20 protein-coding genes are annotated in these 21,225 nt (G+C 70.2%); 7 read left to right on the top strand and 13 right to left on the bottom strand.

Features of this window, described 5'->3' with window-relative positions; genetic code table 11:
* The first annotated feature begins 101 nt into the window (after positions 1–101).
* The 4 genes from I4Q55_RS22240 to I4Q55_RS22225 are packed head-to-tail and all read left to right on the top strand — an operon-like array spanning position 102 to position 3,397.
* Positions 102–350: a hypothetical protein gene (locus I4Q55_RS22240; protein WP_242546451.1), complete on the top strand. Its 249-nt coding sequence runs from the start codon at positions 102–104 to the stop codon at positions 348–350.
* Positions 350–1,945: a replication initiator gene (locus I4Q55_RS22235; RefSeq protein ID WP_206790220.1), complete on the top strand. Its 1,596-nt coding sequence runs from the start codon at positions 350–352 to the stop codon at positions 1,943–1,945. The genes I4Q55_RS22240 and I4Q55_RS22235 overlap by 1 nt, the downstream gene beginning before the upstream one ends.
* Before the next feature lie 13 nt (positions 1,946–1,958).
* Positions 1,959–2,147, top strand: a complete 189-nt coding sequence (locus I4Q55_RS22230; protein WP_206790218.1) for an AlpA family transcriptional regulator — start codon at positions 1,959–1,961, stop codon at positions 2,145–2,147.
* Positions 2,148–2,191: 44 nt separating this feature from the next.
* Positions 2,192–3,397 carry a site-specific integrase gene (locus I4Q55_RS22225; RefSeq protein ID WP_307793277.1) on the top strand — a complete coding sequence of 402 codons (1,206 nt, stop codon included), beginning with the start codon at positions 2,192–2,194 and terminating at the stop codon, positions 3,395–3,397.
* Positions 3,398–3,488: 91 nt separating this feature from the next.
* Here I4Q55_RS22225 and I4Q55_RS22220 read toward each other — a convergent pair whose 3' ends face one another.
* From I4Q55_RS22220 to I4Q55_RS22175, 10 genes are all read right to left on the bottom strand, one after another.
* Complete coding sequence (locus I4Q55_RS22220; protein ID WP_206790215.1) at positions 3,489–4,694, bottom strand: acyl-CoA dehydrogenase family protein; 1,206 nt, start codon at positions 4,692–4,694, stop codon at positions 3,489–3,491.
* A gap of 21 nt (positions 4,695–4,715) precedes the next feature.
* Positions 4,716–6,011 (bottom strand): acyl-CoA dehydrogenase family protein, encoded by a 1,296-nt coding sequence (locus tag I4Q55_RS22215; RefSeq protein WP_206790245.1) that lies wholly within the window; start codon positions 6,009–6,011, stop codon positions 4,716–4,718.
* A 206-nt stretch (positions 6,012–6,217) separates the two neighbouring features.
* Positions 6,218–7,273, bottom strand: coding sequence for an alpha/beta fold hydrolase (locus I4Q55_RS22210; RefSeq protein WP_206790212.1), 1,056 nt, complete (start codon positions 7,271–7,273; stop codon positions 6,218–6,220).
* A 102-nt stretch (positions 7,274–7,375) separates the two neighbouring features.
* On the bottom strand, positions 7,376–8,224 hold the full coding sequence (locus I4Q55_RS22205; protein WP_206790210.1) for an SDR family oxidoreductase: 849 nt from the start codon (positions 8,222–8,224) through the stop codon (positions 7,376–7,378).
* 59 nt (positions 8,225–8,283) lie between these two features.
* Positions 8,284–8,796, bottom strand: a complete 513-nt coding sequence (locus I4Q55_RS22200; protein ID WP_206790209.1) for a GNAT family N-acetyltransferase — start codon at positions 8,794–8,796, stop codon at positions 8,284–8,286.
* 9 nt (positions 8,797–8,805) lie between these two features.
* Complete coding sequence (gene map / locus I4Q55_RS22195) at positions 8,806–9,570, bottom strand: type I methionyl aminopeptidase (protein ID WP_206790208.1); 765 nt, start codon at positions 9,568–9,570, stop codon at positions 8,806–8,808.
* 45 nt (positions 9,571–9,615) lie between these two features.
* The gene (locus tag I4Q55_RS22190; RefSeq protein WP_206790207.1) at positions 9,616–10,770 is read right to left on the bottom strand and encodes an acyl-CoA dehydrogenase family protein; all 1,155 of its coding nucleotides are present in this window, start codon (positions 10,768–10,770) and stop codon (positions 9,616–9,618) included.
* Complete coding sequence (locus tag I4Q55_RS22185; RefSeq protein ID WP_206790206.1) at positions 10,767–12,752, bottom strand: biotin carboxylase N-terminal domain-containing protein; 1,986 nt, start codon at positions 12,750–12,752, stop codon at positions 10,767–10,769. The genes I4Q55_RS22190 and I4Q55_RS22185 overlap by 4 nt, the downstream gene beginning before the upstream one ends.
* A gap of 5 nt (positions 12,753–12,757) precedes the next feature.
* Positions 12,758–14,371: a carboxyl transferase domain-containing protein gene (locus I4Q55_RS22180; protein ID WP_206790205.1), complete on the bottom strand. Its 1,614-nt coding sequence runs from the start codon at positions 14,369–14,371 to the stop codon at positions 12,758–12,760.
* A 127-nt stretch (positions 14,372–14,498) separates the two neighbouring features.
* A complete protein-coding gene (locus I4Q55_RS22175) occupies positions 14,499–15,269 on the bottom strand; it encodes an SGNH/GDSL hydrolase family protein (RefSeq protein WP_206790204.1) in 771 nt (256 codons plus the stop codon).
* A gap of 247 nt (positions 15,270–15,516) precedes the next feature.
* Between I4Q55_RS22175 and I4Q55_RS22170 the strand changes: the two genes are divergently transcribed.
* Positions 15,517–16,107 (top strand): TetR/AcrR family transcriptional regulator, encoded by a 591-nt coding sequence (locus I4Q55_RS22170; protein ID WP_206790203.1) that lies wholly within the window; start codon positions 15,517–15,519, stop codon positions 16,105–16,107.
* A gap of 46 nt (positions 16,108–16,153) precedes the next feature.
* The gene (locus tag I4Q55_RS22165) at positions 16,154–16,660 is read left to right on the top strand and encodes a hypothetical protein (protein WP_013229665.1); all 507 of its coding nucleotides are present in this window, start codon (positions 16,154–16,156) and stop codon (positions 16,658–16,660) included.
* 69 nt (positions 16,661–16,729) lie between these two features.
* On the opposite strand, the gene I4Q55_RS22160 is transcribed toward I4Q55_RS22165, so the two are convergent.
* Both I4Q55_RS22160 and I4Q55_RS22155 read right to left on the bottom strand, forming a co-directional pair.
* Complete coding sequence (locus tag I4Q55_RS22160) at positions 16,730–17,839, bottom strand: homoserine O-acetyltransferase (RefSeq protein ID WP_206790201.1); 1,110 nt, start codon at positions 17,837–17,839, stop codon at positions 16,730–16,732.
* Positions 17,836–19,134: a bifunctional o-acetylhomoserine/o-acetylserine sulfhydrylase gene (locus I4Q55_RS22155; RefSeq protein ID WP_206790199.1), complete on the bottom strand. Its 1,299-nt coding sequence runs from the start codon at positions 19,132–19,134 to the stop codon at positions 17,836–17,838. Before I4Q55_RS22155 ends, I4Q55_RS22160 begins: the two co-directional genes overlap by 4 nt.
* 172 nt (positions 19,135–19,306) lie before the next feature.
* Between I4Q55_RS22155 and rdmE the strand changes: the two genes are divergently transcribed.
* On the top strand, positions 19,307–20,845 hold the full coding sequence (gene rdmE, locus I4Q55_RS22150; protein WP_206790197.1) for an aklavinone 12-hydroxylase RdmE: 1,539 nt from the start codon (positions 19,307–19,309) through the stop codon (positions 20,843–20,845).
* On the opposite strand, the gene I4Q55_RS22145 is transcribed toward rdmE, so the two are convergent.
* Positions 20,842–21,225, bottom strand: a complete 384-nt coding sequence (locus I4Q55_RS22145; protein WP_206790194.1) for a glyoxalase superfamily protein — start codon at positions 21,223–21,225, stop codon at positions 20,842–20,844. The genes rdmE and I4Q55_RS22145 overlap by 4 nt on opposite strands.

Below are 21,225 nucleotides of genomic sequence, written 5' to 3'. Positions count from 1 at the left end.
CCACCGCAAACGCCGCCAACGGGGGCTGGGCAAGCTCACCCCAGTCGAGTTTGAGACCATCTACACCCCCGCAGTGGCGGCCTGAGAAACAGTCAGCTCCGGTGTCAACCGAAGTCTGGGCAGACCCCCAGACGCTCGAGGACGTCTCGGCCCGGCTGTGGCGGCTGTGTGATGGCAAGTGGGTGCACATCTCGATCACCGGCCGGACACCCTGCGGGATTCCAGTCCTGGTGTTCGGCGTGGTCCGGTTCGAGCCGAGCACCTTCCCCGACCTCCCGGCCGGGGCGAAGCAGGACACGCCCGTCTACCTGCTGCGTGGCTGGTCCTCGCCTGGGGAGGTGGCGGCCTGATGAGTGAGACACGCGCCGAGAGGATGCGGGCACCGCTGGCTGCTGACGTGATCCGGGCGACGGCGGAGAAGCACGGGGTCTGCGTCCGGCCGTTCACGATGGAGGTCGGCGACACCACCACCGGCGAACTCCGCTACATCCCGGTGCCGTGCGGGTCCACTGTGGAGTCGGTGTGTCTGCCATGTGCTCGGAAGGCGAAGGCGCTTCGGCAGGCCCAGTGCCGTGAGGGCTGGCACCTGGCCGAAGAACCCACCCTCACCGCCGCTCCGCCCTCGGACGATCACAAGGAGCTGCTGACCTACCGCGCCGACCTGGTGGCGGCTTACCGGGAGGTCGTCGACCACGACCAGGCGGAGGCCGAGGAACTGCGGGAGGAGGTCGCCGGGGTCGATGCGGAACTTCGGCAACTCGGGATCCGGGGCCGGCTGCCTGCCCTCGACCTGCCGACCAAGCGGGCGGTGAAGCGCTCGACCAAGCGGCGGCAGGATGCTCCGAACCTGCCTCGGCGGAAGGTCGCGAAGACGACGGTCGGGCGGGAGTACGCGGGGAAGTTCCGGCCGTCCATGTTCGTGACGCTGACCTGCGACACCTACGGCCCGGTCCGTGGTGACGGCTCGCCGGTCGACCCAAGTCGATATGACTACCGGCGGGCGGCACGGGACGCGGTGCACTTCTCCGCGCTGGTGGACCGGTGGTGGCAGAATCTGCGCCGGATCGTCGGCTGGGACGCGCAGTACTTCGCCACGGTCGAGCCCCAACGTCGGGCCGCTCCGCACCTGCACGCGGCCATCCGGGGCTCGGTACCGCACGACGTGATTCGCCAGGTCACCGAAGCCACCTACCATCAGGTCTGGTGGCCGTCCCATGACGAGATCGTCTACACCGACCGGCGCCCGGTTTGGGACGGCCCCGAACACGGGTTCGTCGACCCGGAGACGCGTCAGCCGCTGACCCGGTGGGACGACGCGGTGGAGGCCGTGGAGCATCCGGCGCACGTCGTGCGGTTCGGGCGTCAGGTGCACTCGAAGGGCATCCTCGGCGGCACAGAAGAGGCCGGCCGCCACATCGGCTACCTGACCAAGTACCTCACCAAGTCCACGGGTGAGGTGGTCGAGGCGGACTGCGCGGCGCAGGCCGATCACCACGACCGGCTACACGCCGAGCTGTCGGTCACACCCTGTTCGCCGCGCTGCGCGGTTTGGCTGCTCTACGGCGTCCAGCCCAAGGGTGTCACGGGCAAGACCACGCCGGGGCACTGCAAGGGCCGGGCTCACCGGCGGAGCACGCTCGGGCTGCCCGGCCGCCGGGTCCTCGTGTCGCGGAAGTGGTCGGGCAAGACGCTCGTGGACCACAAGGCCGACCGGCAGGCCTTCGTGCTCCAGGCGCTCGCAGCGGTCGGGATCGAGAAGCCGGAGGCCAACCGATCACAGCAAGTCTGGCGCAAGGTCCAGCCCGGAGACCCGCAGGTCCCGCCCCGGCCACACCTGGTGATGCGGGCGATCGCGGAACGGATCACGTGGAAGGCCGAGTACGACCGGGCCCTACTGGCGGCTGGGAGACCTCCAGAAACTTCGGCAACTGGACTCGCGGCCTGATCAAGGGGGAGCAATGAACAACGTCAGCAACATCGATCGGCTCTGGACTGTCGAGGACGTCTCCGACTACCTCGGCGTCCCGGTGAAGACGCTCTACCAGTGGAAATGGCGCGGCGAGGGCCCGCCGGTCAAGAAGATCGGCCGGCACCTGCGCTATGACCCGGCCAAGCTGCGCGCCTGGGTCGACGCGGAGGCGGCCTGATGGGGCACATCCAAGATCGGTGGTATCGCCCCGCGCGGGATGCGGTGACCGGGAAGGTCATCCTCAACGCGCGGGGCAAGCCCGTCATGGAACGGTCCGAGCTGTACGGCATCGGGCTGCGATACAAGGTCCGCTACCTCGACCCGGACAACAACGAACGCTCGAAGTCGTTCGCGGACAAGCAGAAGAAGCGCGCTGAGGACTTCCTCATCGGCGTCGAGTCCGACAAGCGCGAAGACAAGTACATCGATCCGCGGGCCTCGATGACGACGTTTCGCCAGCAGGCGGAGAGCTGGTTAAAGAGCCAGTCCCCGGACCCGGGCACGCGGTCGACCATCCTCAGTCGGCTCGAAAGCCAGATCTACCCGGTCTTTGAGACCAAGAAGGTCGGGCAGATCAAACCGGCGACCATTCGTGACTGGGTCGGCTCGATGGAAGAGCGGAAGCTCTCGGACAACTACCAGGCCGTCTTGTTCAACACCGTCTCCGGCGTGATGGATTCAGCCGTGGACGATCGCCGGATTCGCGAGAACCCGTGCCACGCGAAGACCGTGCGGCGACCGGTCGCGAGCAGCCCGCCGATCGTCGTTTGGCCGGAGGAACGTGTTCAGGCTGTGCGGTCTGGGCTGGTGGAGCGGTTCAAGATCGCGGTTCCGCTCGGCGCTGGCTTCGGCCTGCGGCAGGGCGAGATTCTGGGCTTCTCGCCGGACGACGTCGACCGGACGGCTATGACCGTTCGGATTCGTCGGCAGATCAAGACGGTTCGGGGCGTGATGATGTTCGCGCTGCCCAAGCGGGGCAAGGAGCGAACCATCCCGCTGTCGGCCGCCATGCTGGCCGAGATCGACGACCATGAGGACCGGTTCCCGTCCGTGGCTGTCACGCTGCCCTGGCAGAGCGCGGACGGCGATCCGGTGACGGCACGGCTGCTGATGACCGGGGAAGGTGGCCGGCTGTACTCCGGAGACCTGTTCACGAAGGTCGTCTGGCACGGAGCGTTCCGGGCAGCCGGGATCAAGTACCGAGGTCGCGGGGACGGGATGCACGCGCTCCGCCACTTCTACGCGTCGACGCTCCTGGCCCGTGCGGTGTCGATCACGGAGCTGGCCGACTACCTTGGCCACGCGGACCCGGGGTTCACGCTCCGGACGTACACGCACCTCGTCCCGTCGAGCCACCAGCGAGCGCGGGAGGCCGTCGACGCGGTGTTCGGACGGCCTGCCCTCGATGACGGCCTGGAAGCGGCCTGATCATGAAACCGGTCCTCGCCGACGCGAAAGCCGCCCGGTCGCACAGCCCCGAGAAGGGCAAGCGGCCGGGCGGCTTTCCGTTACGTCACAACTACTTCAGCTCGGCCGAGGTCTTCCCGAGGATCCGTCGAGCGACGATCAGCTGCTGAATCTGCTGCGTCCCTTCGAAGATGTCCAGGATCTTCGCGTCCCGAGCCCACTTCTCCAGCAGCGACTCCTCGCTGTACGCCCCGGTCAGCTCGACGCACTTCAGCGCGATCTCCACCACCGAACGCCCCGCCTTGGCCTTCGCCATCGACGCCTGCAGCGAGTTCGGCTGACGGTTGTCCGCCATCCAAGCCGACTCGAGCGTCAGCAGATACGCCGACTCGTAGTCAGCCTCGAGCCGGAGGAACTCCGCCGCGGCCGCGTGCTGGCTGTTCGCCGGCCGGTCGTAATCGATCGTCACACCAGCGGCCGTGAGGATCCGGCGCGTCTCGTCGAGGGCCGCGCGGGCCACGCCGATCGCCATCGCCGCCACCAGGGGCCGGGTGTTGTCGAACGTCTGCATGACGCCCGCGAAACCCTTTTTCGTGTCGATCTCCGGGGTGCCCAGGAGGTTCTCGCGCGGCACGCGGCAGTTCTCGAAGCGCAGCACCGCCGTGTCGGACGCGCGGATGCCGAGCTTGTGCTCGGTGCGCACCACCTCGAAGCCCGGCGTGCCCTTCTCGACCACGAACGACTTGATCGCCGCGCGGCCCTTGGACTTGTCCAGCGTCGCCCACACGACCACCGCGTCCGCGCGCTCGCCCGACGTCACGAAGATCTTCTCGCCGTTGAGGACGTAGTGGTCGCCGTCGAGGCGGGCGGTCGTGCTGACCGCCGCCGAGTCCGAGCCGAAGCCCGGCTCGGTGATCGCCATCGCCGCCCACATGCCGGAAAAGCGCTCCAGCTGCTCGTCCGTGGCCACCGAGCTGATCGCCGCGTTGCCCAGGCCCTGCCGCGGCATCGACAGCAGCAGGCCGACGTCGCCCCAGCACATCTCGATCGTGCCGAGAACGACGTTCAGGTTGGCGCCGTTGCGGTTGCCCTTCTCTTCCTTCTCGGAAGCGGACCGCCGGACGCCGGCCGCGCCCGCGCCGCCTTCGCCGGAGGAGTTGAGGCCGTCCAGCAGCGCCGCGAACATGTCGAGCTCGGTCGGGTACGTGTGTTCCGCGCGGTCGTACTTGCGCGAGATCGGCCGGAACACCTCGGCCGCGGCCTGGTACGCCTGGTTGATCAGCGCGCCGGCCTTCTTGGGGACTTCCAGGTTGATCATGATCCAAAGCCTTTCCGAAGCCTAGAGAAGGACGGCGCCTTCCATGACGCCGATGGCGCGCAGGTCCCGGTACCAGCGCTCGACCGGGTGCTCCTTGACGAAGCCGTGCCCGCCGAGCAACTGCACGCCCGCGCTGCCGATCTGCATGCCCTTGTCCACGGCCAGCTTCCGCGCCAGCGCCACCTCGCGGGCGTAGGGCTTGCCCTGCTCGGCCCGCGCCGCGGCGCGCAGCGTGACCAGCCGCAGGCCTTCCAGCTCGATCGCGATGTCGGCGACGGAGAAGGCCACCGCCTGCCGGTGGCTGATCGGCTCGCCGAACGCCACCCGCTCGTTGACGTAGGGGACGACGTAGTCGAGGACGGCCTTCGCGGTGCCGGCGGCCAGCGCCGCCCAGCCCAGCCGCGACAGCCGGACGACCTCGGCGAAGACGTCCGCTTTCCCGCCGCCGAGCAGCGCGCCCGCGGGCAGGTTGACGTGTTCGAGGTGCAGCTTGCCGGTCGCGGCGCCGCGCAGGCCCATCGCCGGCTCGGCCTCGATGGACACCCCGGCGTTCGACGACTCGACGAGGAACAGCGCCGGGCCGCGGCCTTCGAGGTCGGCGGAGACGACGAACAGCTCCGCCTGCGTCGCCCGCGGAACCAGCGTCTTGACGCCGTCGAGCTGGTAGCCCTTCGGGGTGCGTCGCGCTTTCGTCGCGGGCTTGAAGGGGTCGTAGAGCGCTTTCTGCTCCTGCAGCGCCAGCGCGGCGGCCGGGACGTGCTCGCCGGTGAACGCGGGCAGGTAGTCGGCCTGCTGCTGCTCATCGCCCCAGCTGACGAGCGCGGTGCTCACGGCGGAGGGCGCCAGCACGGCGACGGCCAGGCCGAGGTCACCGTGGGCAAGCGCTTCCGCGACGAGCGCGTTGGTGACGACCGAGCGTTCCGTGCCGACACCGCCGAGCTCCTCGGGGATGCCGACGAGGGTGATGCCCAGCTCGGCGGCCCGGCTCAGCAGGCCCTCGGGCGCCTCGAGCTTGGCATCGGCGTCCGCGGCGGCGGGCCGCAGCTGCTCGGCGGCGAACTCGGTCACCGTTTCGACGATGAGCTGCTGGTCTTCGGTCGGCGTGAGGTCGAACAGCCCGGAGTCGGCGGCCGGCGTGAGCCGAGCGGGCTTGCCCAGCTTCCGCACCGACTTGAACGACCGGGTAGCCGCGCCGGCGACGCGGAAGCCGTTGCGTGTCCCCGCGCTGATCAGGCCTTCAAGGGGCTTGCGCAGCCCGGCCCGATCGACGACCTTGCTCCCGGCCAGCCGGGTCAGCGCGGACAGGCCCCAGCCCATCGCGTCCCGTTTCCTTGGCGCAGCCATGTGGCCCTCCATCCCGTTACCTACTCGCGAGTAGGTTAACCCGGGAGCCGGGATAGCGCCAGTGCGGGTTCCCTGGGAGTGGCCGCTGTCCGGTTTCGTGGGTGCGGGGGTGGTTCCGCCAGCAGGCCGTCGTCGAAGACCGGGGTTGGCCACCCACACCCAGGCCGGCCTTCAGCGCGTCAAGAAATCTGGTCGTCCAGGAACTCGTCCAAGTACCGCCAAGTCGTCCCCCGAGCTTTACGACCGGTCAGGACGCCCAAGTGCCCACCCGGCGCCGTCTTGAAGCGGACCTCCGGGGCCTTGTCCAGCAGCTCCACCACGCGCTCCACCGACGGCCGTGGCGCGATCGTGTCGTTCTCGCCCGCCACCACCATCGTCGGTACTCGGACCGAGGACAGCGAAATGATCCGGCCGTTCAGGTCCACTTTGCCCTCCGCCAGGTCGTTCGTGCGGAACAGGCGGTGGTACAGCTGGCCGAACGTGCGGCCCGGGTACGCGTACATGTTGCTCATGAAGTGGTCGACCGCCTCGATCTGGGCCAGATAGTCGCGGTCGTCGAGATTCTTCAAAATCGCCAACGGCTTGGTGATTTCCTTGCTGATGCCCGTTGCGCGGAACACTCGGCTGACCAAATAGGACGGTGCGCCGCCGAATGCCCGGTAGATCGGGGTCAGGAGGTGGCCGTTCGTCAGGTCCACCAACGGGCGGAACGGGGCCACGATCGGGATGGCCGTGAAGTCCACCGGCGAGCCGATCGCCGTGATCGACGCTATCGGGAGGTTCGGCTGGTCCGCGTTCACCAGCAGCGAGAAGATCCCGCCCAGCGACCACGACACCAGGTGCACGTCCTGGCCGCCGGCGTCCGCGCTCACGCGCCGGATCGCTCGGGGCAGCACCTCGTCGATCCAGTGCTCGATGCCCAGGCGGCGGTCCGAAAACGCCACCATGCCGTAGTCGACCAGGTACGTGTTGCGGCCGCGGTCGATCAGGTGCTCGATGAGGCTGCAGCCGCGGCGGAGGTCGAAGCAGATCGCCGGGGCTGCCAGCGGGGGCACCAGGAGGATCGGGGGCCCGGACACCGTCCCGCCGCTGTGGGTCATCCGGTACAGCGAACGGTTGGGGCCCTGGTCGATCAGCACCCGCGGCATCGGGCGCAGGTCGGCGACGCCGCCGTGCAGCACCTTGCCGACCACGTTCGACGCCGCGGCAGCCAGCCTCGCGGGTGGTGAAAACATCTTCCCGAGCCTCCTGAAGAACGATCCGGAGGCAATCTTGCCGGGCCGGGCGGGCGGACTCAACAGCGCCACCCCCGCGAGCACGTCCAATTCGGACAGTCGCTAGTCCGTCCGAGTTACGCCGGGGCCGCTGTCCGCGGCCCGAGCTTCGTACGCCGCGCGTGCCGGGGAATGGGCTGCTGAAGCCAAAAGCCGGTCTGCCTTCAACGCCCGCGCGAACGCTTCGCCCGCCCGCCTCGGCAGCAGCCGCGTGAGCTTGCCCATAGTGCCCAGCGAGCGGGGGACAAAAACGTCGAAACGAGGTTTGCGCAAGGTGGATACGATGGCGTCGGCCACATCTTCCGGTCGCACGGACTTGAACATCTTCGCCTCGGCGAGGCCGCTCGCGAGCTCCGTCCGCACTATGCCGGGCATCACGCACGAAACGCGCACACCACTGCCGCGCAGTTCCAGGTGCACCGCCTCGGACAACCCGACGACGGCGTGCTTGGTGGCGCAGTAGGTCGCCGCCCCGGGGAAGCCGGCCTTGCCCGCGAAGGAGGCGACGTTCACGATGTGCCCGCTGCGCCGCGGCCGCATCCGCCGCACCGCCTCGCGCGTGCCGTGGATGACGGCGTGCAGGTTGATTTCCAGCTGACGTCGGGTCGTCGCGTCGCTCTCCTCGGCGAGGTCGCCGAGCGGCATGATGCCGGCGTTGTTGATCAGCACGTCGATCCGGCCGTGCCGGCGTTCGACCTCGTCGAGGAACCCGGTGAACCCGCTGATGTCGGTGACGTCCAGCGGCAGCGCGTCGGCGCCCAGTTCGCCGGCGGTCTTCTCGGCCCGGACGTGGTCGAGGTCGCCGATCACCACCTGCGCGCCCCGGCGGGCCAGTGCCGACGCGGTCGCCGCGCCGATCCCCTGCCCGCCGCCGGTGATGACGACGACCTTGCCCGCGAGCTCCTCGGCCATGGCGACTCCTTCGTCTGTTGGCGCTGCGTCAACAGTGTCACCCCGGCCGCCGGATCCCGCTACCCCACGCGTTGCTCCAGCACCTGCCCGACCCACTCCTCGACGTTGAACCGGACGGTCGGCTTGAAGCCCTGGCTCTCGTAGTAGCGCTGGAGATCGCCGTCGCCGCCGGCCCAGCAGTCGACGCGCACGAGGTCGATGCCGCGCCGCCGGGCCTCGTCGAGCGCGTACTCGATGAGGCGCGCGCCGACGCCGTGGCCGGTGAACCGCCGCGACGTGATCAGCAGCCGGATGTACAGCTCGCGCTCCTCGACCGGCGGCACGTGCACGTCGTGTTCCTCGGAGACGATCAGCGCGCCGGCGGGCTGGCCGTCGATCATCGCGATCCGCAGTCCCGGATCGGCCGCCATGCCCTTGACCCGCTCGACGCGTTTCGGGACGCCGCTCCACGGCTCGGTTCCCCACTGCTTCGAGCTGCCGCGGGCGACCAGCCATTCGACGGCCTCGTCGAAGAAGCCCAGCAGCGTGTCAGCGTCCCCGGAATCACCCGATCGGATGACGATGTTGTCCATACTCCCTGTCTACCGCACGGTGAGCACGCGCGGGCCGTCTTCGGTGATCGCGATGGTGTGCTCGACGTGCGCGGCCCGGGTGCCGTCGGCGGTCAGGATCGACCAGCCGTCCTCGGCGTACCGGTAGGTGTCGCCGCCGCGGGTGAGCATCGGCTCGATCGCCAGCGCGAGCCCCGGCTTCAGGCGCATTCCGCGCCCCGCGCGGCCTTCGTTCGGCAGGTGCGGATCCTCGTGCATCGCCCGGCCGATCCCGTGGCCGCCGTGGTCCTCGACCATGCCGTAGCCCGACGCCCGGCCGGCTGCACCGATCGCGTACGAGATGTCGCCGAGCTTCGCGCCGGGCTGGGCGGCGGCGATCCCGGCGGCCAGTGCCCGCTCGGTCGCCTCGATCAGCGCGAGGTCGGCCGGGTCGGCGTTCCCGACGACGAAGCTGATCGCGGCGTCGCCGTTCCAGCCGTCGACGATCGCGCCGCAGTCGACGCTGACGAGGTCGCCGTCCTGGATGCGGTACGCCGTCGGGATTCCGTGCACGACGACATCGTTGACACTGATGCAGAGGACGTTCGGGTAGGGCGTCGGCGCCGACCGCGGCTGGTAGTGCAGGAACGACGGCTTCGCGCCGGCCTCACTGATGACGTGAGCGGCGACTTCGTCCAGCTCGAGCAGGGAGACGCCGATCGCGGCAGCCTCCTTGACCGCGTGCAGGGTGTTCGCCACCACTCGCCCGGCTTCACGCATGACCGCCAGCTCGGACTCCGTTTTGATCTCGACCATGACGATAACTATACCGGTATAGTTATCGTCGTCCAGTCCGGGCGCTCAGCCGACCCCGAGGTGGCGCGAGATCAGCATCTTCTGGACCTCGCTCGTCCCTTCACCGATCTCCAGGATCTTCGCGTCGCGGTAGAAGCGGCTGACCGGGAACTCGTTCATGAACCCGTAGCCGCCGAAGATCTGGGTGGCGTCGCGGGCGTTGTCCATCGCCGCGTTGGAGGCCACCAGCTTGGCGATCGACGCCTCCTTCTTGAACGGCTCGCCGCGCAGCATCTTGGACGCCGCCTGGTAGTAGGCCAGGCGCGCGGTGTGCGTGCGGACCTCCATGTCGGCGATCTTGAACTGGATCGCCTGGTACTCGCCGATCCGCTTGCCGAAGGCGACGCGGTCCTTGACGTACTTGAGAGACTCGTCCACGCAGCCCTGCGCGAGACCCACCGACAGCGCGGCGATCGCGATGCGGCCCTCGTCCAAAATGGACAGGAACTGCGCGTACCCGCGGCCCCGCACGCCGACCAGGTTCTCCGCTGGGACGCGGACGTCCGAAAAGGACAATTCATGGGTGTCCGAGCAGTTCCAGCCGACCTTCGAGTACTTCGGCGCCACCTCGAAGCCCGGCGTGCCGGACGGGATGATGATCGCCGAGATCTCCTTGCGGCCGTTCTCCATCACGTCCGTCACCGCCGTCACCGTGACCAGCTTGGTGATGTCCGTGCCCGAGTTCGTGATGAACGCCTTGCTGCCGTTGACGACCCACTCGTCACCGTCCAACGAGGCGCGCGTGCGCGTCGCGCCCGCGTCCGAGCCGCCGCCCGGCTCGGTCAGGCCGAAGCCGCCCAACGCGGTGCCCTCGCACAGCGAAGGCAGCCACTTCTCCTTCTGCTCCTGCGTGCCGAAGCGGTAGATCGGCATCGCGCCGAGGGAAACGCCGGCCTCCAGGGTGATCGCGACCGACGAGTCGACCCGCGCCAGCTCCTCCAAGGCCAGGCACAGCGCGAAGTAGTCGCCGCCCATGCCGCCGAACTCCTCGGGGAACGGCAGGCCGAACAGCCCCATCTCGCCCATCTTCGCGACGATCGCGTACGGGAACTCCTCCTTCTCGTACAGCTCGCCGATCACCGGCGCGACCTCGGCGTGCGCGAAGTCCTCGACGGTCTTGCGGAGGGCCTCGTACTCCTCGTCCAGGCGGAAGTCGATCACTGCTGCTCCTCGTGGGGCGTAACAATGGCAAGGGTTTCGTCCAGCGCGACCTGTTGGCCGGCCCGCACGGGGAGCTCACTGACGACGCCGTCGATCGGCGCGGTGACCGTGTGCTCCATCTTCATCGCCTCGACGACCAGCAGCGGCGTCCCGGCCTTCACGACGTCACCGGCCGCGACCTTGACCACGAGCACCGTGCCCGGCATCGGGCTGGTGACCGGTCCGGCGCCGGCGGCTTCGCCCCGCGACGAGAGCACGAACTCCTGGTCGCCGAAGGGAAAGCTCAAACCGTCCCGGGCCAGCCAGACCGTCCGGCCGGGACCGCAGGCCTGGCGGTAGCGGTGGAAGCCGCCGGCGTGCCGGATCTCCAGGACGTCGCCGTCGCGCCGGGCGGACACGTGCACCGGCGAAGCGTCGTCGACGAACACCGTTGCCGACGACGGCGTGCCCTGCACCCGGACCACCGCGCGGGCGGTGCCGGACTTCAGCCGGAACGTCACCCCGCCGGAGCCGCCCATGCGCCAGCCGTCCGGCACGTCCCACGGGTCGACCACGGGCCCCGGCGGCTGCAGCTCCAGGAAGCGGTCGATCGCCGCCGCCACGAAGAACTCGGGCGGGACGTCGGACGAGACCAGTTCGGCCAGCCGCCGGTCGACCAGCTCGGTGTCGAGCCGCCCGGCCCGGACGTCGGCGTCGGCCAGCAGCCCGCGCAGGAACGCGGTGTTCGTGCCGACACCCAGCAGCGCCGTGTCCGCCAGCGCCAGGTCGAGCCGGTGCAGCGCCGCCGCGCGGTCCGGGCCCCAGGCGATGACCTTGGCCAGCATCGGGTCGTAGTTCGAGCCGACCACCGCGCCCGGCGTCATCCACGAGTCGACGCGGACGCCGTCGCCGGCCGGCTCGTGCACCGCCAGCACCGTCCCGCCGGTCGGGATGAAGCCACGGGCCGGGTCTTCGGCGTACACACGGGCTTCGACGGCGTGGCCGTTCAACACGACGTCGTCCTGCGCCACGGTGAGGTGCTCGCCGGCCGCCACCCGGACCTGCCACTCGACCAGGTCGAGGCCGGTGACCAGCTCGGTGACCGGGTGCTCGACCTGCAGCCGGGTGTTCATCTCCATGAAGAAGAACTCGTCCGGGTTCTTCGCCGACATGATGAACTCGACGGTCCCGGCGCCGACGTAGCCGACCGAGCGCGCGGCCTCGACCGCCGCCGAGCCCATCTTCTCGCGGGTCGCGGGGTCCAGCAGCACCGACGGCGCTTCCTCGATGATCTTCTGGTGCCGCCGCTGCAGGCTGCACTCGCGCTCGCCGAGGTGGATGACGTTCCCGTGCGTGTCGGCCAGCACCTGGATCTCGATGTGCCGCGGGGTCGTGACGAACCGCTCCAGCAGCAGCGTGTCGTCGCCGAAGGACCCCTTGGCCTCGCGCCGTGCCGACTCGATCGCGGCGTCCAGCTCCTCGGGACCGTGCACCAGCCGCATGCCTTTGCCGCCACCACCCGCGGACGGCTTGAGCAGCAGCGGATACCCGACTTCCGCCGCCGCCGAGGCGAAGCCGCCGGGCGGGATGTCCACATCGGACGCACCGGGGACGACCGGGACACCGGCCTTCGACACGGTCGCCTTGGCACGGATCTTGTCGCCCATGGCGTCGATCGCCGCCACCGGCGGGCCGATGAACACGAGCCCGGCTTCTTCGCAGGCGCGCGCGAACTCCGCGTTCTCCGCCAGGAAGCCGTAACCCGGGTGCACGGCCTGCGCACCCGACGACACGGCAGCGTCCACAATGGCCGGAATGGACAGGTAGCTGCGAGCGGCCTCCGCCGGCCCGATGCGCACGGCGGTGTGCGCCTCGCGGACGTGCCGTGCGTCGGCGTCCGCGTCGCTGTACACCGCGACCGCGCGGATGCCGAGGGCCCGCAGTGTGCGGATGACCCGGACCGCGATCTCGCCCCGGTTCGCGACCAACACTGAGTCGAACATGCCCCTCACATCCGGAAGACGCCGTAGTTGACCTCGGACAGCGGCGCGTTGGCCGCGGCCGAGAGGGCGAGGCCGAGCACCGTGCGGGTGTCCGCCGGGTCGATCACGCCGTCGTCCCACAGCCGCGCGGTGGAGTAGTACGGGCTGCCCTGCGCCTCGTACTGCTCGCGGATCGGGTCCTTGAACGCCTCTTCGTCCTCGGTGGACCATTCGCCGCCGCGGGCCTCGATGGCGTCGCGGCGGACCGTCGACAGCACCGACGCCGCCTGCTCGCCGCCCATCACCGAGATCCGCGCGTTCGGCCACATCCACAGGAACCGCGGCGAGTACGCCCGGCCGCACATCGAGTAGTTGCCCGCCCCGAACGAGCCACCGATGACGACAGTCAGCTTCGGCACCCGCGCGCACGCCACCGCCGTCACCATCTTGGCGCCGTGCTTGGCGATGCCGCCCGCCTCGTACGCGCGCCCGACCATGAAGCCGGTGATGTTCTGCAGGAACAGCAGCGGGATCGAGCGCTTGTCGCACAGCTCGATGAAGTGCGCGCCCTTCATCGCCGACTCGGCGAAGAGCACGCCGTTGTTCGCGATGATGCCGACCGGGTGACCGTGGATCCGGGCGAACCCGGTGACCAGCGTCGCGCCGTACTCCTTCTTGAACTCGCCGAACCGGCTGCCGTCGACGATCCGGGCGATGACCTCGCGGACGTCGTAGGGCACGCGCGGGTCGGTCGGCACGACGCCGTACAGCTCGGCCGGGTCGACGGCGGGCGCCTCGGTCGGGAGGACGTCCCAGGGCCGCGGGGCGCGCGGCCCGAGCGTCGAAACGATCGACCGGACGATCCGCAGCGCGTGCGCGTCGTCGTCGGCCAGGTGATCGGTGACGCCGGACTGGCGGGCGTGGACGTCGCCGCCGCCCAGCTCCTCGGCCGTGACGACCTCGCCGGTCGCGGCCTTCACCAGTGGCGGGCCGCCGAGGAAGATCGTGCCCTGGTTCCGGACGATCACGGCTTCGTCGCTCATCGCGGGGACGTACGCGCCGCCGGCCGTGCACGAGCCGAGCACGGCGGCGATCTGCGGAATGCCGCGCGCGGACATCGTCGCCTGGTTGTAGAAGATCCGGCCGAAGTGTTCACGATCCGGGAAGACCTCGTCCTGCCTGGGCAGGAACGCGCCGCCGGAGTCCACCAGGTAGACGCACGGCAGGTTGTTGTGCAGCGCGACCTCCTGGGCGCGCAGGTGCTTCTTGACGGTCATCGGGTAGTACGTGCCGCCCTTGACGGTGGCGTCGTTGGCGACGACCACGCATTCCCGGCCCGAGACCCGCCCGACGCCGGTGATGATCCCGGCGGACGGCGCTTCGTCGTCGTAGAGTCCGTTCGCGGCCAGCGGGGACAGCTCGAGGAACGGCGAACCCGGGTCCAGCAGCGTGTCGACGCGGTCGCGGGGCAGCAGCTTGCCGCGTTCGACGTGCCGGGTGCGCGCCTTCTCCGGCCCGCCGAGCCGGGCGGCCGCCAGGCGTTTGCGGAGGTCTTCCACCAGCTCCGCGTGGGAGGTGGCGTTGCGGGCGTAGGCCTCGCTGTCCGGGGCAGCCGTAGTCCCCAGTGCCGGCGTGTCCATGGGCTCCCTCGAAGTTAGCAGGCGTTAACCTACGCTCCGATGTTAGCGACCGCTAACGTGGGTGTCCAGTCGCCGGGTTGCAGAGAAGGCCACCCCGGCGGACCGGGGTGGCCTCCGTGGGACGCGGTCAGCCGATCGCCGCCCGCAGCGGGGCGTAGTAGCCGCCCGACTGCCCGGCCGCGGTCGGGTGGTAGGACTCGATCACCGGCCAGGTGAGGCTGTGCAGGTAGTCGTCGGCCGACGAGCAGATGTTGTGCCCGGCGAACGACGGCCGGACGTCGACGAAGGTCGCCCCCGCCGAGGCCGCCCGCGCCTGGATCACCGACGCGAGCGTGTCCGCGCCGGAGTTGATCGCGGTGCGCTTGGTGTCGCTGAGCCCGACCCAGCAGGAGCCGGGCACGGTGTAGAAGCGCGGGTAGGACAGGACGACGAGCTTGGCGCCCGGCGCCTTGGCCTTGATCGCGTTGTAGGTGTTGGTGAGCAACGGCGGCAACGTGTTGTTGACGTACGTCTTGGCCGTGTTCACGCGGTTCACGCAGTCGGAGTCGCTGCCCAGGGTGCAGGCCTGGATCACGTCCGCGAACCCGGCGTCGTTGCCGCCGACGGTCACCGTGACGAGCGTGGCCGACGACGGGATCGAGTTCGCCTGGTTGATCACGTCCCCGGTTTTCGCCCCTGAGCAGGCGAGGAACGTGAACGAGGTACCGCTGTGGGCGTTGGTCCACAGCTGCGGGTAGGCCTTGGAGCTGCGGTAACAGCTCCCGGAAGTGCCGTAGCTGCCGGCCCCGACCCCGGAGGAATAGGAGTCGCCGAGCGCGGCGTAGACGGTCCCGGCGGCGTGGGCGAGGCCCGTGACGCCGAGAGTGGAAAGGACAACGGCCCCCAGGGCCGTGCTCAACCGTAGGAGGGATCGCCGGAAATTACGGGTGGGAACAGCCATGGTCACTCCTTTGTGACAGAGCCGACCCAAATAGAACAGCAGGTGGAAGCCTGACAAGGAACCCCTGGTTACCGGCAGGTACCCACTTAGCCCACGCCGGAAGGAGGGAACGTGATCAGTCCGTCAACCGCCGTTCGCCGCAGCGCAAGGTCGGCGGCGCCACCGGACGTTAGCGCTCGCTAACCTGCCGCTCTAAACTGACCGGATGCCGGGCAACCCCACCCCTCTCGTGAACGGCGAGAAGGCGAGCAGGCGCGAACAGATCCTGTCCGCGGCCGCCGAACTGTTCGCGCACCACGGCTTCCACGGCGTCGGCATCGACGACATCGGGGCAGCCGTCGGCATCTCCGGGCCGGGGCTCTACCGGCACTTCCGCAGCAAGGACGCCATCCTCGGCGAAATGCTGAACTCGATCAGCCGCTACCTGCTCGAGGGCGGCACCGCGCGGGCCGCCCGGCCGGGTGCGCCCGACGACACGCTGACCGGCCTCGTGCGGTTCCACGTCGACTTCGCGCTCGCGCACCCCGCCTTGATCACCGTTCAGGAGCGCAACCTCGCCAACCTCACCGACGCCGACCGCAAGCAGGTGCGCGCGCTCCAGCGGCAGTACGTCGAGGTGTGGGTGCGCGTGATCCGCGACGCGGTCCCGGACCTGGGTGAACGGCAGGCGCGGTCGGCAGCACACGCCGTGTTCGGACTGATCAACTCGACCCCGTACAACCGCCATCTCGGTGACGAAGAGCTGGCCGAACTGCTCTGCCGGCTCGCGCTGGGTGCCCTTCACGCGGCCGGATGACGATCGGCCGATCAAGGTATCCCCACGAGCGCCGCGGTGGTGTTTGATGGGGCACGTGGACCCGGATTGGAGCGAGCAGGAGCGCCGGCTCGTCGAGAAGGCTCAGCGCGCGTTGACCGCGCTGAGCCTCGGTGACGACGCCGAAGCGCTGGGCGAGGTCGCGCCCTCGGCCGCCGAGCCGCAGGCCCGCGCGGACGAGACCAAGGCCCTGATGCTGCTGCTCTTCGGCGAGTGCAGCGCGATGGTGTCCACCCTCGGCGACGGCGGCAGCGCCCCGGTGAAGGTCCAGGTGTTCGACGAGGACGGCGAAGAGGTCTCGATCGACCAGGCCGACCCGCCGGTGCGGACCGCGGTCCGGACGCTGCTCGCGGAGGTCCACGGCAACACCGAAGCCGCGCAGGAGCAGGTCGAGATCGCCCTCGCCAACGCCGCCCCGGACGAGGTCGACAGCCTCGTCCTGCAGGCGCTGCGCTGGACCATCCGGCTGTCGGTGGAGTGCCTGGACCGCGACCTGCCGGTGGCGCCCTGGATCTCCGAGGCCGTCTCCGACTAGACCCAAGCGCCCCCAAGGTGGCCTTGGGTGCGTTCAACGCACCGAAGGCCACATTGGGGCGCTCGGGACTCAGCCGAGCAACTGCTTCACCAGGGCCGCGATCTGGCCGGTTTCGATGAGGAACGAATCGTGGCCGTACGGTGACGACACCACCGACGGCTCCGGCGCGCCCGGGATCCCGGCCGCGATCTCCGCCGACTGGTACAGCGGGTAGAGCCGGTCGCTGTCGACGCCGCCGATCACCGCCCGGGCCGTCACCCGGCCGAGTGCCGCCGCCACGCCGCCGCGGCCACGGCCGACGTCGTGGGTGTTCATCGACTCGGTCAGCACCAGGTAGCTGTTCGCGTCGAACCGCCGGACCAGTTTGGCCGCGTGGTGGTCCAAATAGGACTCGACGGCGAACCGGCCGCCGCGCAGGGGGTCTTCGCCGTCCTGCGACACCGGGCCGAACCGCTGGGCCAGCTCGGGCTCGCTGCGGTAGGTGACGTGCGCGATCCGCCGGGCGATGCCGAGCCCGGTCACCGGTCCCGACGGCGCCGCGTAGTAGTCGCCGCCGTGGAAGCACGGGTCGCCGCGGATCGCGTGCAGCTGCGGGGCCGCCCAGGCGATCTGCTCCGCCGACGCCCGCGCGGTCGACGCCAGCACCAGCACCGAAGCCACCCGCGCCGGGTGCGTCACCGCCCACTCCAGCGCCCGCATCCCGCCCATCGAGCCGCCGACGACGGCCGCCCACCGGGAAACGCCGAGGTGGTCGGCCAGTACCGCCTCCGCGGCCACCTGGTCCCGGACCGTCACCGCCGGGAACCGGCTGCCCCACGGCCGCCCGTCCGGCGAAAGGGACGACGGCCCGGTCGAGCCCTGGCAACCGCCCAGCACGTTCGGGACCACGACGAAGAACTCGTTCGTGTCGATGGCCTTGCCCGGCCCGATCAGCCCGTCCCACCAGCCCGCGCTCGGGTGCCCCGGCTCCGCGGGTCCGGCCGCGTGGCTGTCGCCGGTCAGCGCGTGCTCGACGAGGATCGCATTGGACGCGCCGGAGTTCGGCGTCCCCCAGGTCTCGTAGGCGAGCGTGAACGCGGGCAGCACGCCACCGGCCTCCAGCGCGAGCGCGCCGGGGCCGGTGACGAACTTCCGGCGGCCTGGCGGGTCACCGGCCCGCCAGGCGCCGGTGACGGTCACAGTTCCGCCTTGGCCGCCCGGAATCCGGCCTCGAGATCGGCCTTGAGGTCCTCGATCCCCTCCAGCCCGACGGCCAGCCGGACCAGTCCGGGCGTGACGCCGGTGGACAGCTGCTCCTCGGGCGTGAGCTGGCTGTGCGTGGTCGACGCCGGGTGCACGATCAGACTGCGGACGTCGCCGATGTTCACCAGCTGGCTGTGCAGCTCGGTGCCGTCGACGAACTTCCGGCCCGCCGCCACGCCGCCACGCAGGTCGAACGACAGGACCGCGCCCGCGCCGCGCGGCAGGTACTTCCGCGCGTTGGCGTGGTGCGGGCTCGACGGCAGGCCGGCGTAGTAGACCTGCTCGACCTCGTCGCGCTGCTCCAGCCACTCGGCCAGCGCCTGCGCGTTCGAGACATGCCGCTCGATGCGCAGCGACAGCGTCTCGATGCCTTGCAGGATCAGGAAGCTGTTCAGCGGCGAGATCGCCGCGCCCGTGTCACGCAGGATCTGCACGCGGGCCTTCGCCGCGTACGCGCCCGGGCCGAGCGCCTCCCAGTACTTCAAGCCGTGGTAGCTCGGGTCGGGTTCGGTGAAGCCGGGGAACCGGCCGTTGCCGAAGTCGAACGTGCCGCCGTCGACCAGCACGCCGGCCACCGTCGTCCCGTGGCCGCCGAGGTACTTCGTCGCGGAGTGCACGACGACGTCGGCGCCGTGCTCGATCGGGCGCAGCAGGTACGGCGTCGGCACGGTGTTGTCGACGACGAGCGGGACGCCGGCCTCGTGCGCGACGTCGGCGACCCCCCGGATGTCGAGGACGTTGCTGCCCGGGTTGGCCAGCGTCTCGGCGAAGAACAACTTGGTGTTCGGCCGGACGGCCGCCCGCCACTGCTCCAGGTCGTCCTGGTCGTCGACGAAGGTGACCTCGACGCCGAGCTTCGGCAGCGTGTAGTGGAAGAGGTTGTAGGTGCCGCCGTAGAGCGACGGGCTCGAGACGAAGTGGTCGCCCGCGCCGGCGAGGTTCAGGACCGCCGCCGTGGTCGCGGCCGAGCCGGACGCGAACGCCAGCGCCGCGACGCCGCCTTCGAGCGCGGCCAGCCGCTGCTCCAGCACGTCCTGGGTGGGGTTCATGATCCGCGTGTAGATGTTGCCGGGCTCGGCGAGGCTGAACAGGTCGGCGCCGTGCTGGCTGTCGCGGAAGACGTACGACGTCGTCTGGTAGATCGGCGTCGCCCGCGCCCCGGTGGCCGGATCCGGGGCGGCACCCGCGTGGATCTGCTTGGTCTCGAACGACCACGCCGAAGTCTCGGCCATCGGTTTCTCCTTGCGGTTCAACGGATTCGTGGAGGGCTGCCCGGCCCGAAGCTACTTGCGCCGAACGGCCCACCCAACCCTTCCCACCTCCTGAGAGCCGGATTATCTTGTCAGCCAAATCTCTCTGTGTCTAAGATGTTTTATAAATGAGATTCAAGGACAGGGGGTAGTCGTGACGGAGCGGGTGCAGGTGCTGGTCGCCGGGGCCGGGCTGGGCGGGCTGTCGGCCGCGTTGTTCCTGGCGCAGGCGGGGGTGGACGTGCTGGCCGTCGAGCGGCACGCGGGGACGTCGATCCACCCGCGCGCCGCCGGGCAGAACTGGCGCACGATGGAGTTGTTCCACTGGGCGGGCATCGACCGGGAAGTGCTGGCGGCGAGCCCGCGGGCGTCGCAGGGCCTGCGGATCACCGTCGCGACCAGCCTGGCCGGCCGCGTGCTGCACCGGCTCGTCCAGGACGGCAGCGAGTTCGACGTCTCGGCGTCGACGACGCTGCCCGCCGGGATGGCCGGCCAGGACGTCGTGGAGCCGATCCTGCTGGCCCACGCGGAAAAGGCGGGCGCGCGGGTGCGGTTCCGGACGGAGCTGACCGACCTGGTGCCGGACGACGACGGCGTCACCGCGACGCTGCGCCACCGCGATTCCGGCGAAGAAACCGTGGTGCGCGCGGACTACGTCGTCGCCGCCGACGGCGGCCGCAGCGGGATCCGGCAGCGGCTCGGCATCGGGACCACCGGGCCCGACGCGCTGAGCCACTGCCTCGGCGTGGTCTTCGACGCCGACCTCGGCGACCGCGTCCAGGCCGGCCTGTCCGACCTGTTCTACCTGCGGCACCCCGACTTCACCGCCGGGTTCGTGAACACCGACGTGCCGGACCGGTACGTCTTCGCGCCGGACTACCACCCGGAGCGCGGCGAGCGCCCGGAGGACTTCACCCACGACCGGCTCGTCGCGATGATCCGCGCCGCCACCGACCTGCCGGAGCTGGCCCCGCGGATCGTCTGGACCGGCTCGTGGGAAGTCGCCGCGCGGCTCGCCGACCGGTTCCGCGCCGGCCGGGTCTTCCTGGTCGGCGACGCGGCGAAGGTGACGCCGCCGACGGGCGGGATGGGCGGCAACACGGCGGTCGGCGACGCCGCGGACATCGCGTGGAAGCTCGCGGCGGTCCTGCGCGGCGAGGCCGGCGACGGGCTCCTCGACACCTACGAAGCCGAGCGGAAGCCGATCGCGCGGATGGTCGTCGACACGTCACTGCACAACATGAAGCAGCGCATGCACCCCGACCTCGACGTCTCCGGGCTGACGAGGGCCGAGGACCAGCTGGCGATCCTGCTCGGGTTCCGCTACCGCTCGACCGCGGTGCTCTCGGAGGAGCCGGACGACGGCGAGCGCGTCGAGGACGTGCACGCCCCGACCGGACGGCCCGGCTTCCGGGCGCCGGGTCTGGCGTCCACTGTGGACCTGCTCGGGCACTCGTGGGTGCTCCTGTGCGCGGGCGACGACACGCGGTGGCGGCCCGCCGCGGCCGAGCTGGGCATCCCCCTCGACTGCCACGTGATCGACGACGACGTCTTCGCGCCCCGGTACGGCCTTTCGGCGGGCGGCGCGTCGCTGGTGCGGCCCGACGGCATCGTCGCGTGGCGGTCACCGGAGCCGATCGCGGACCCGGCCGGCGAGTTGCGGCGGGTCCTGACGGCGGTGTTGTCGCGCTAGTCGCGCTGCTGCAACGCGAAGCGGTTCCCCTCGGAGTCGGTGAACATCGACCACCAGCCCCACGGCTGCTTCTCCGGCTTCGCGGGGAACTCCACACCCTTCGCCGACAGCTCCTCGTACGTCTTCTCGACGTCGTCGGCGTACAGGAAGAAGTTCGACGTCGGAAGCTGGTCGGCAGTGCTCCGGGGGCGGTCCTCGGGGGTCTCGCTGAGCACGAGGACCGTCCCGTCCGGCGCGGTCACCTCGACCCAGCGCCGCCCCTGGTCGTCGTAGGGCACGTCCGTCGTCACCGTGAAGCCGACGACCTCCGACCAGAACTCCTTGGCACGTGCCTGGTCCGCGACCCCGACCACGACCTTGCCGACTCCCTGGATGGGCAT

The organism is Amycolatopsis sp. MtRt-6 (genome assembly GCF_017308975.1).
In the GTDB taxonomy this organism is placed as follows: domain Bacteria; phylum Actinomycetota; class Actinomycetes; order Mycobacteriales; family Pseudonocardiaceae; genus Amycolatopsis.
This window is presented reverse-complemented; position numbering and strand designations above follow the sequence as displayed.

Bases quoted from the DNA above. Each gene is read 5' to 3' on its own strand.
- I4Q55_RS22145 (WP_206790194.1), bottom strand. From the start codon at position 21,225: ATGCCCATCCAGGGAGTCGGCAAGGTCGTGGTCGGGGTCGCGGACCAG.
- I4Q55_RS22215 (WP_206790245.1), bottom strand. From the start codon at position 6,011: ATGGGCTGGGGCCTGTCCGCGCTGACCCGGCTGGCCGGGAGCAAGGTC.
- I4Q55_RS22165 (WP_013229665.1), top strand. From the start codon at position 16,154: ATGGGGCACGTGGACCCGGATTGGAGCGAGCAGGAGCGCCGGCTCGTC.
- I4Q55_RS22200 (WP_206790209.1), bottom strand. From the start codon at position 8,796: ATGGACAACATCGTCATCCGATCGGGTGATTCCGGGGACGCTGACACG.
- I4Q55_RS22155 (WP_206790199.1), bottom strand. From the start codon at position 19,134: ATGGCCGAGACTTCGGCGTGGTCGTTCGAGACCAAGCAGATCCACGCG.
- I4Q55_RS22230 (WP_206790218.1), top strand. From the start codon at position 1,959: ATGAACAACGTCAGCAACATCGATCGGCTCTGGACTGTCGAGGACGTC.
- I4Q55_RS22220 (WP_206790215.1), bottom strand. From the start codon at position 4,694: ATGATCAACCTGGAAGTCCCCAAGAAGGCCGGCGCGCTGATCAACCAG.
- I4Q55_RS22205 (WP_206790210.1), bottom strand. From the start codon at position 8,224: ATGGCCGAGGAGCTCGCGGGCAAGGTCGTCGTCATCACCGGCGGCGGG.
- I4Q55_RS22185 (WP_206790206.1), bottom strand. From the start codon at position 12,752: ATGTTCGACTCAGTGTTGGTCGCGAACCGGGGCGAGATCGCGGTCCGG.
- I4Q55_RS22180 (WP_206790205.1), bottom strand. From the start codon at position 14,371: ATGGACACGCCGGCACTGGGGACTACGGCTGCCCCGGACAGCGAGGCC.
- map (WP_206790208.1), bottom strand. From the start codon at position 9,570: ATGGTCGAGATCAAAACGGAGTCCGAGCTGGCGGTCATGCGTGAAGCC.
- I4Q55_RS22235 (WP_206790220.1), top strand. From the start codon at position 350: ATGAGTGAGACACGCGCCGAGAGGATGCGGGCACCGCTGGCTGCTGAC.
- I4Q55_RS22210 (WP_206790212.1), bottom strand. From the start codon at position 7,273: ATGTTTTCACCACCCGCGAGGCTGGCTGCCGCGGCGTCGAACGTGGTC.
- I4Q55_RS22170 (WP_206790203.1), top strand. From the start codon at position 15,517: ATGCCGGGCAACCCCACCCCTCTCGTGAACGGCGAGAAGGCGAGCAGG.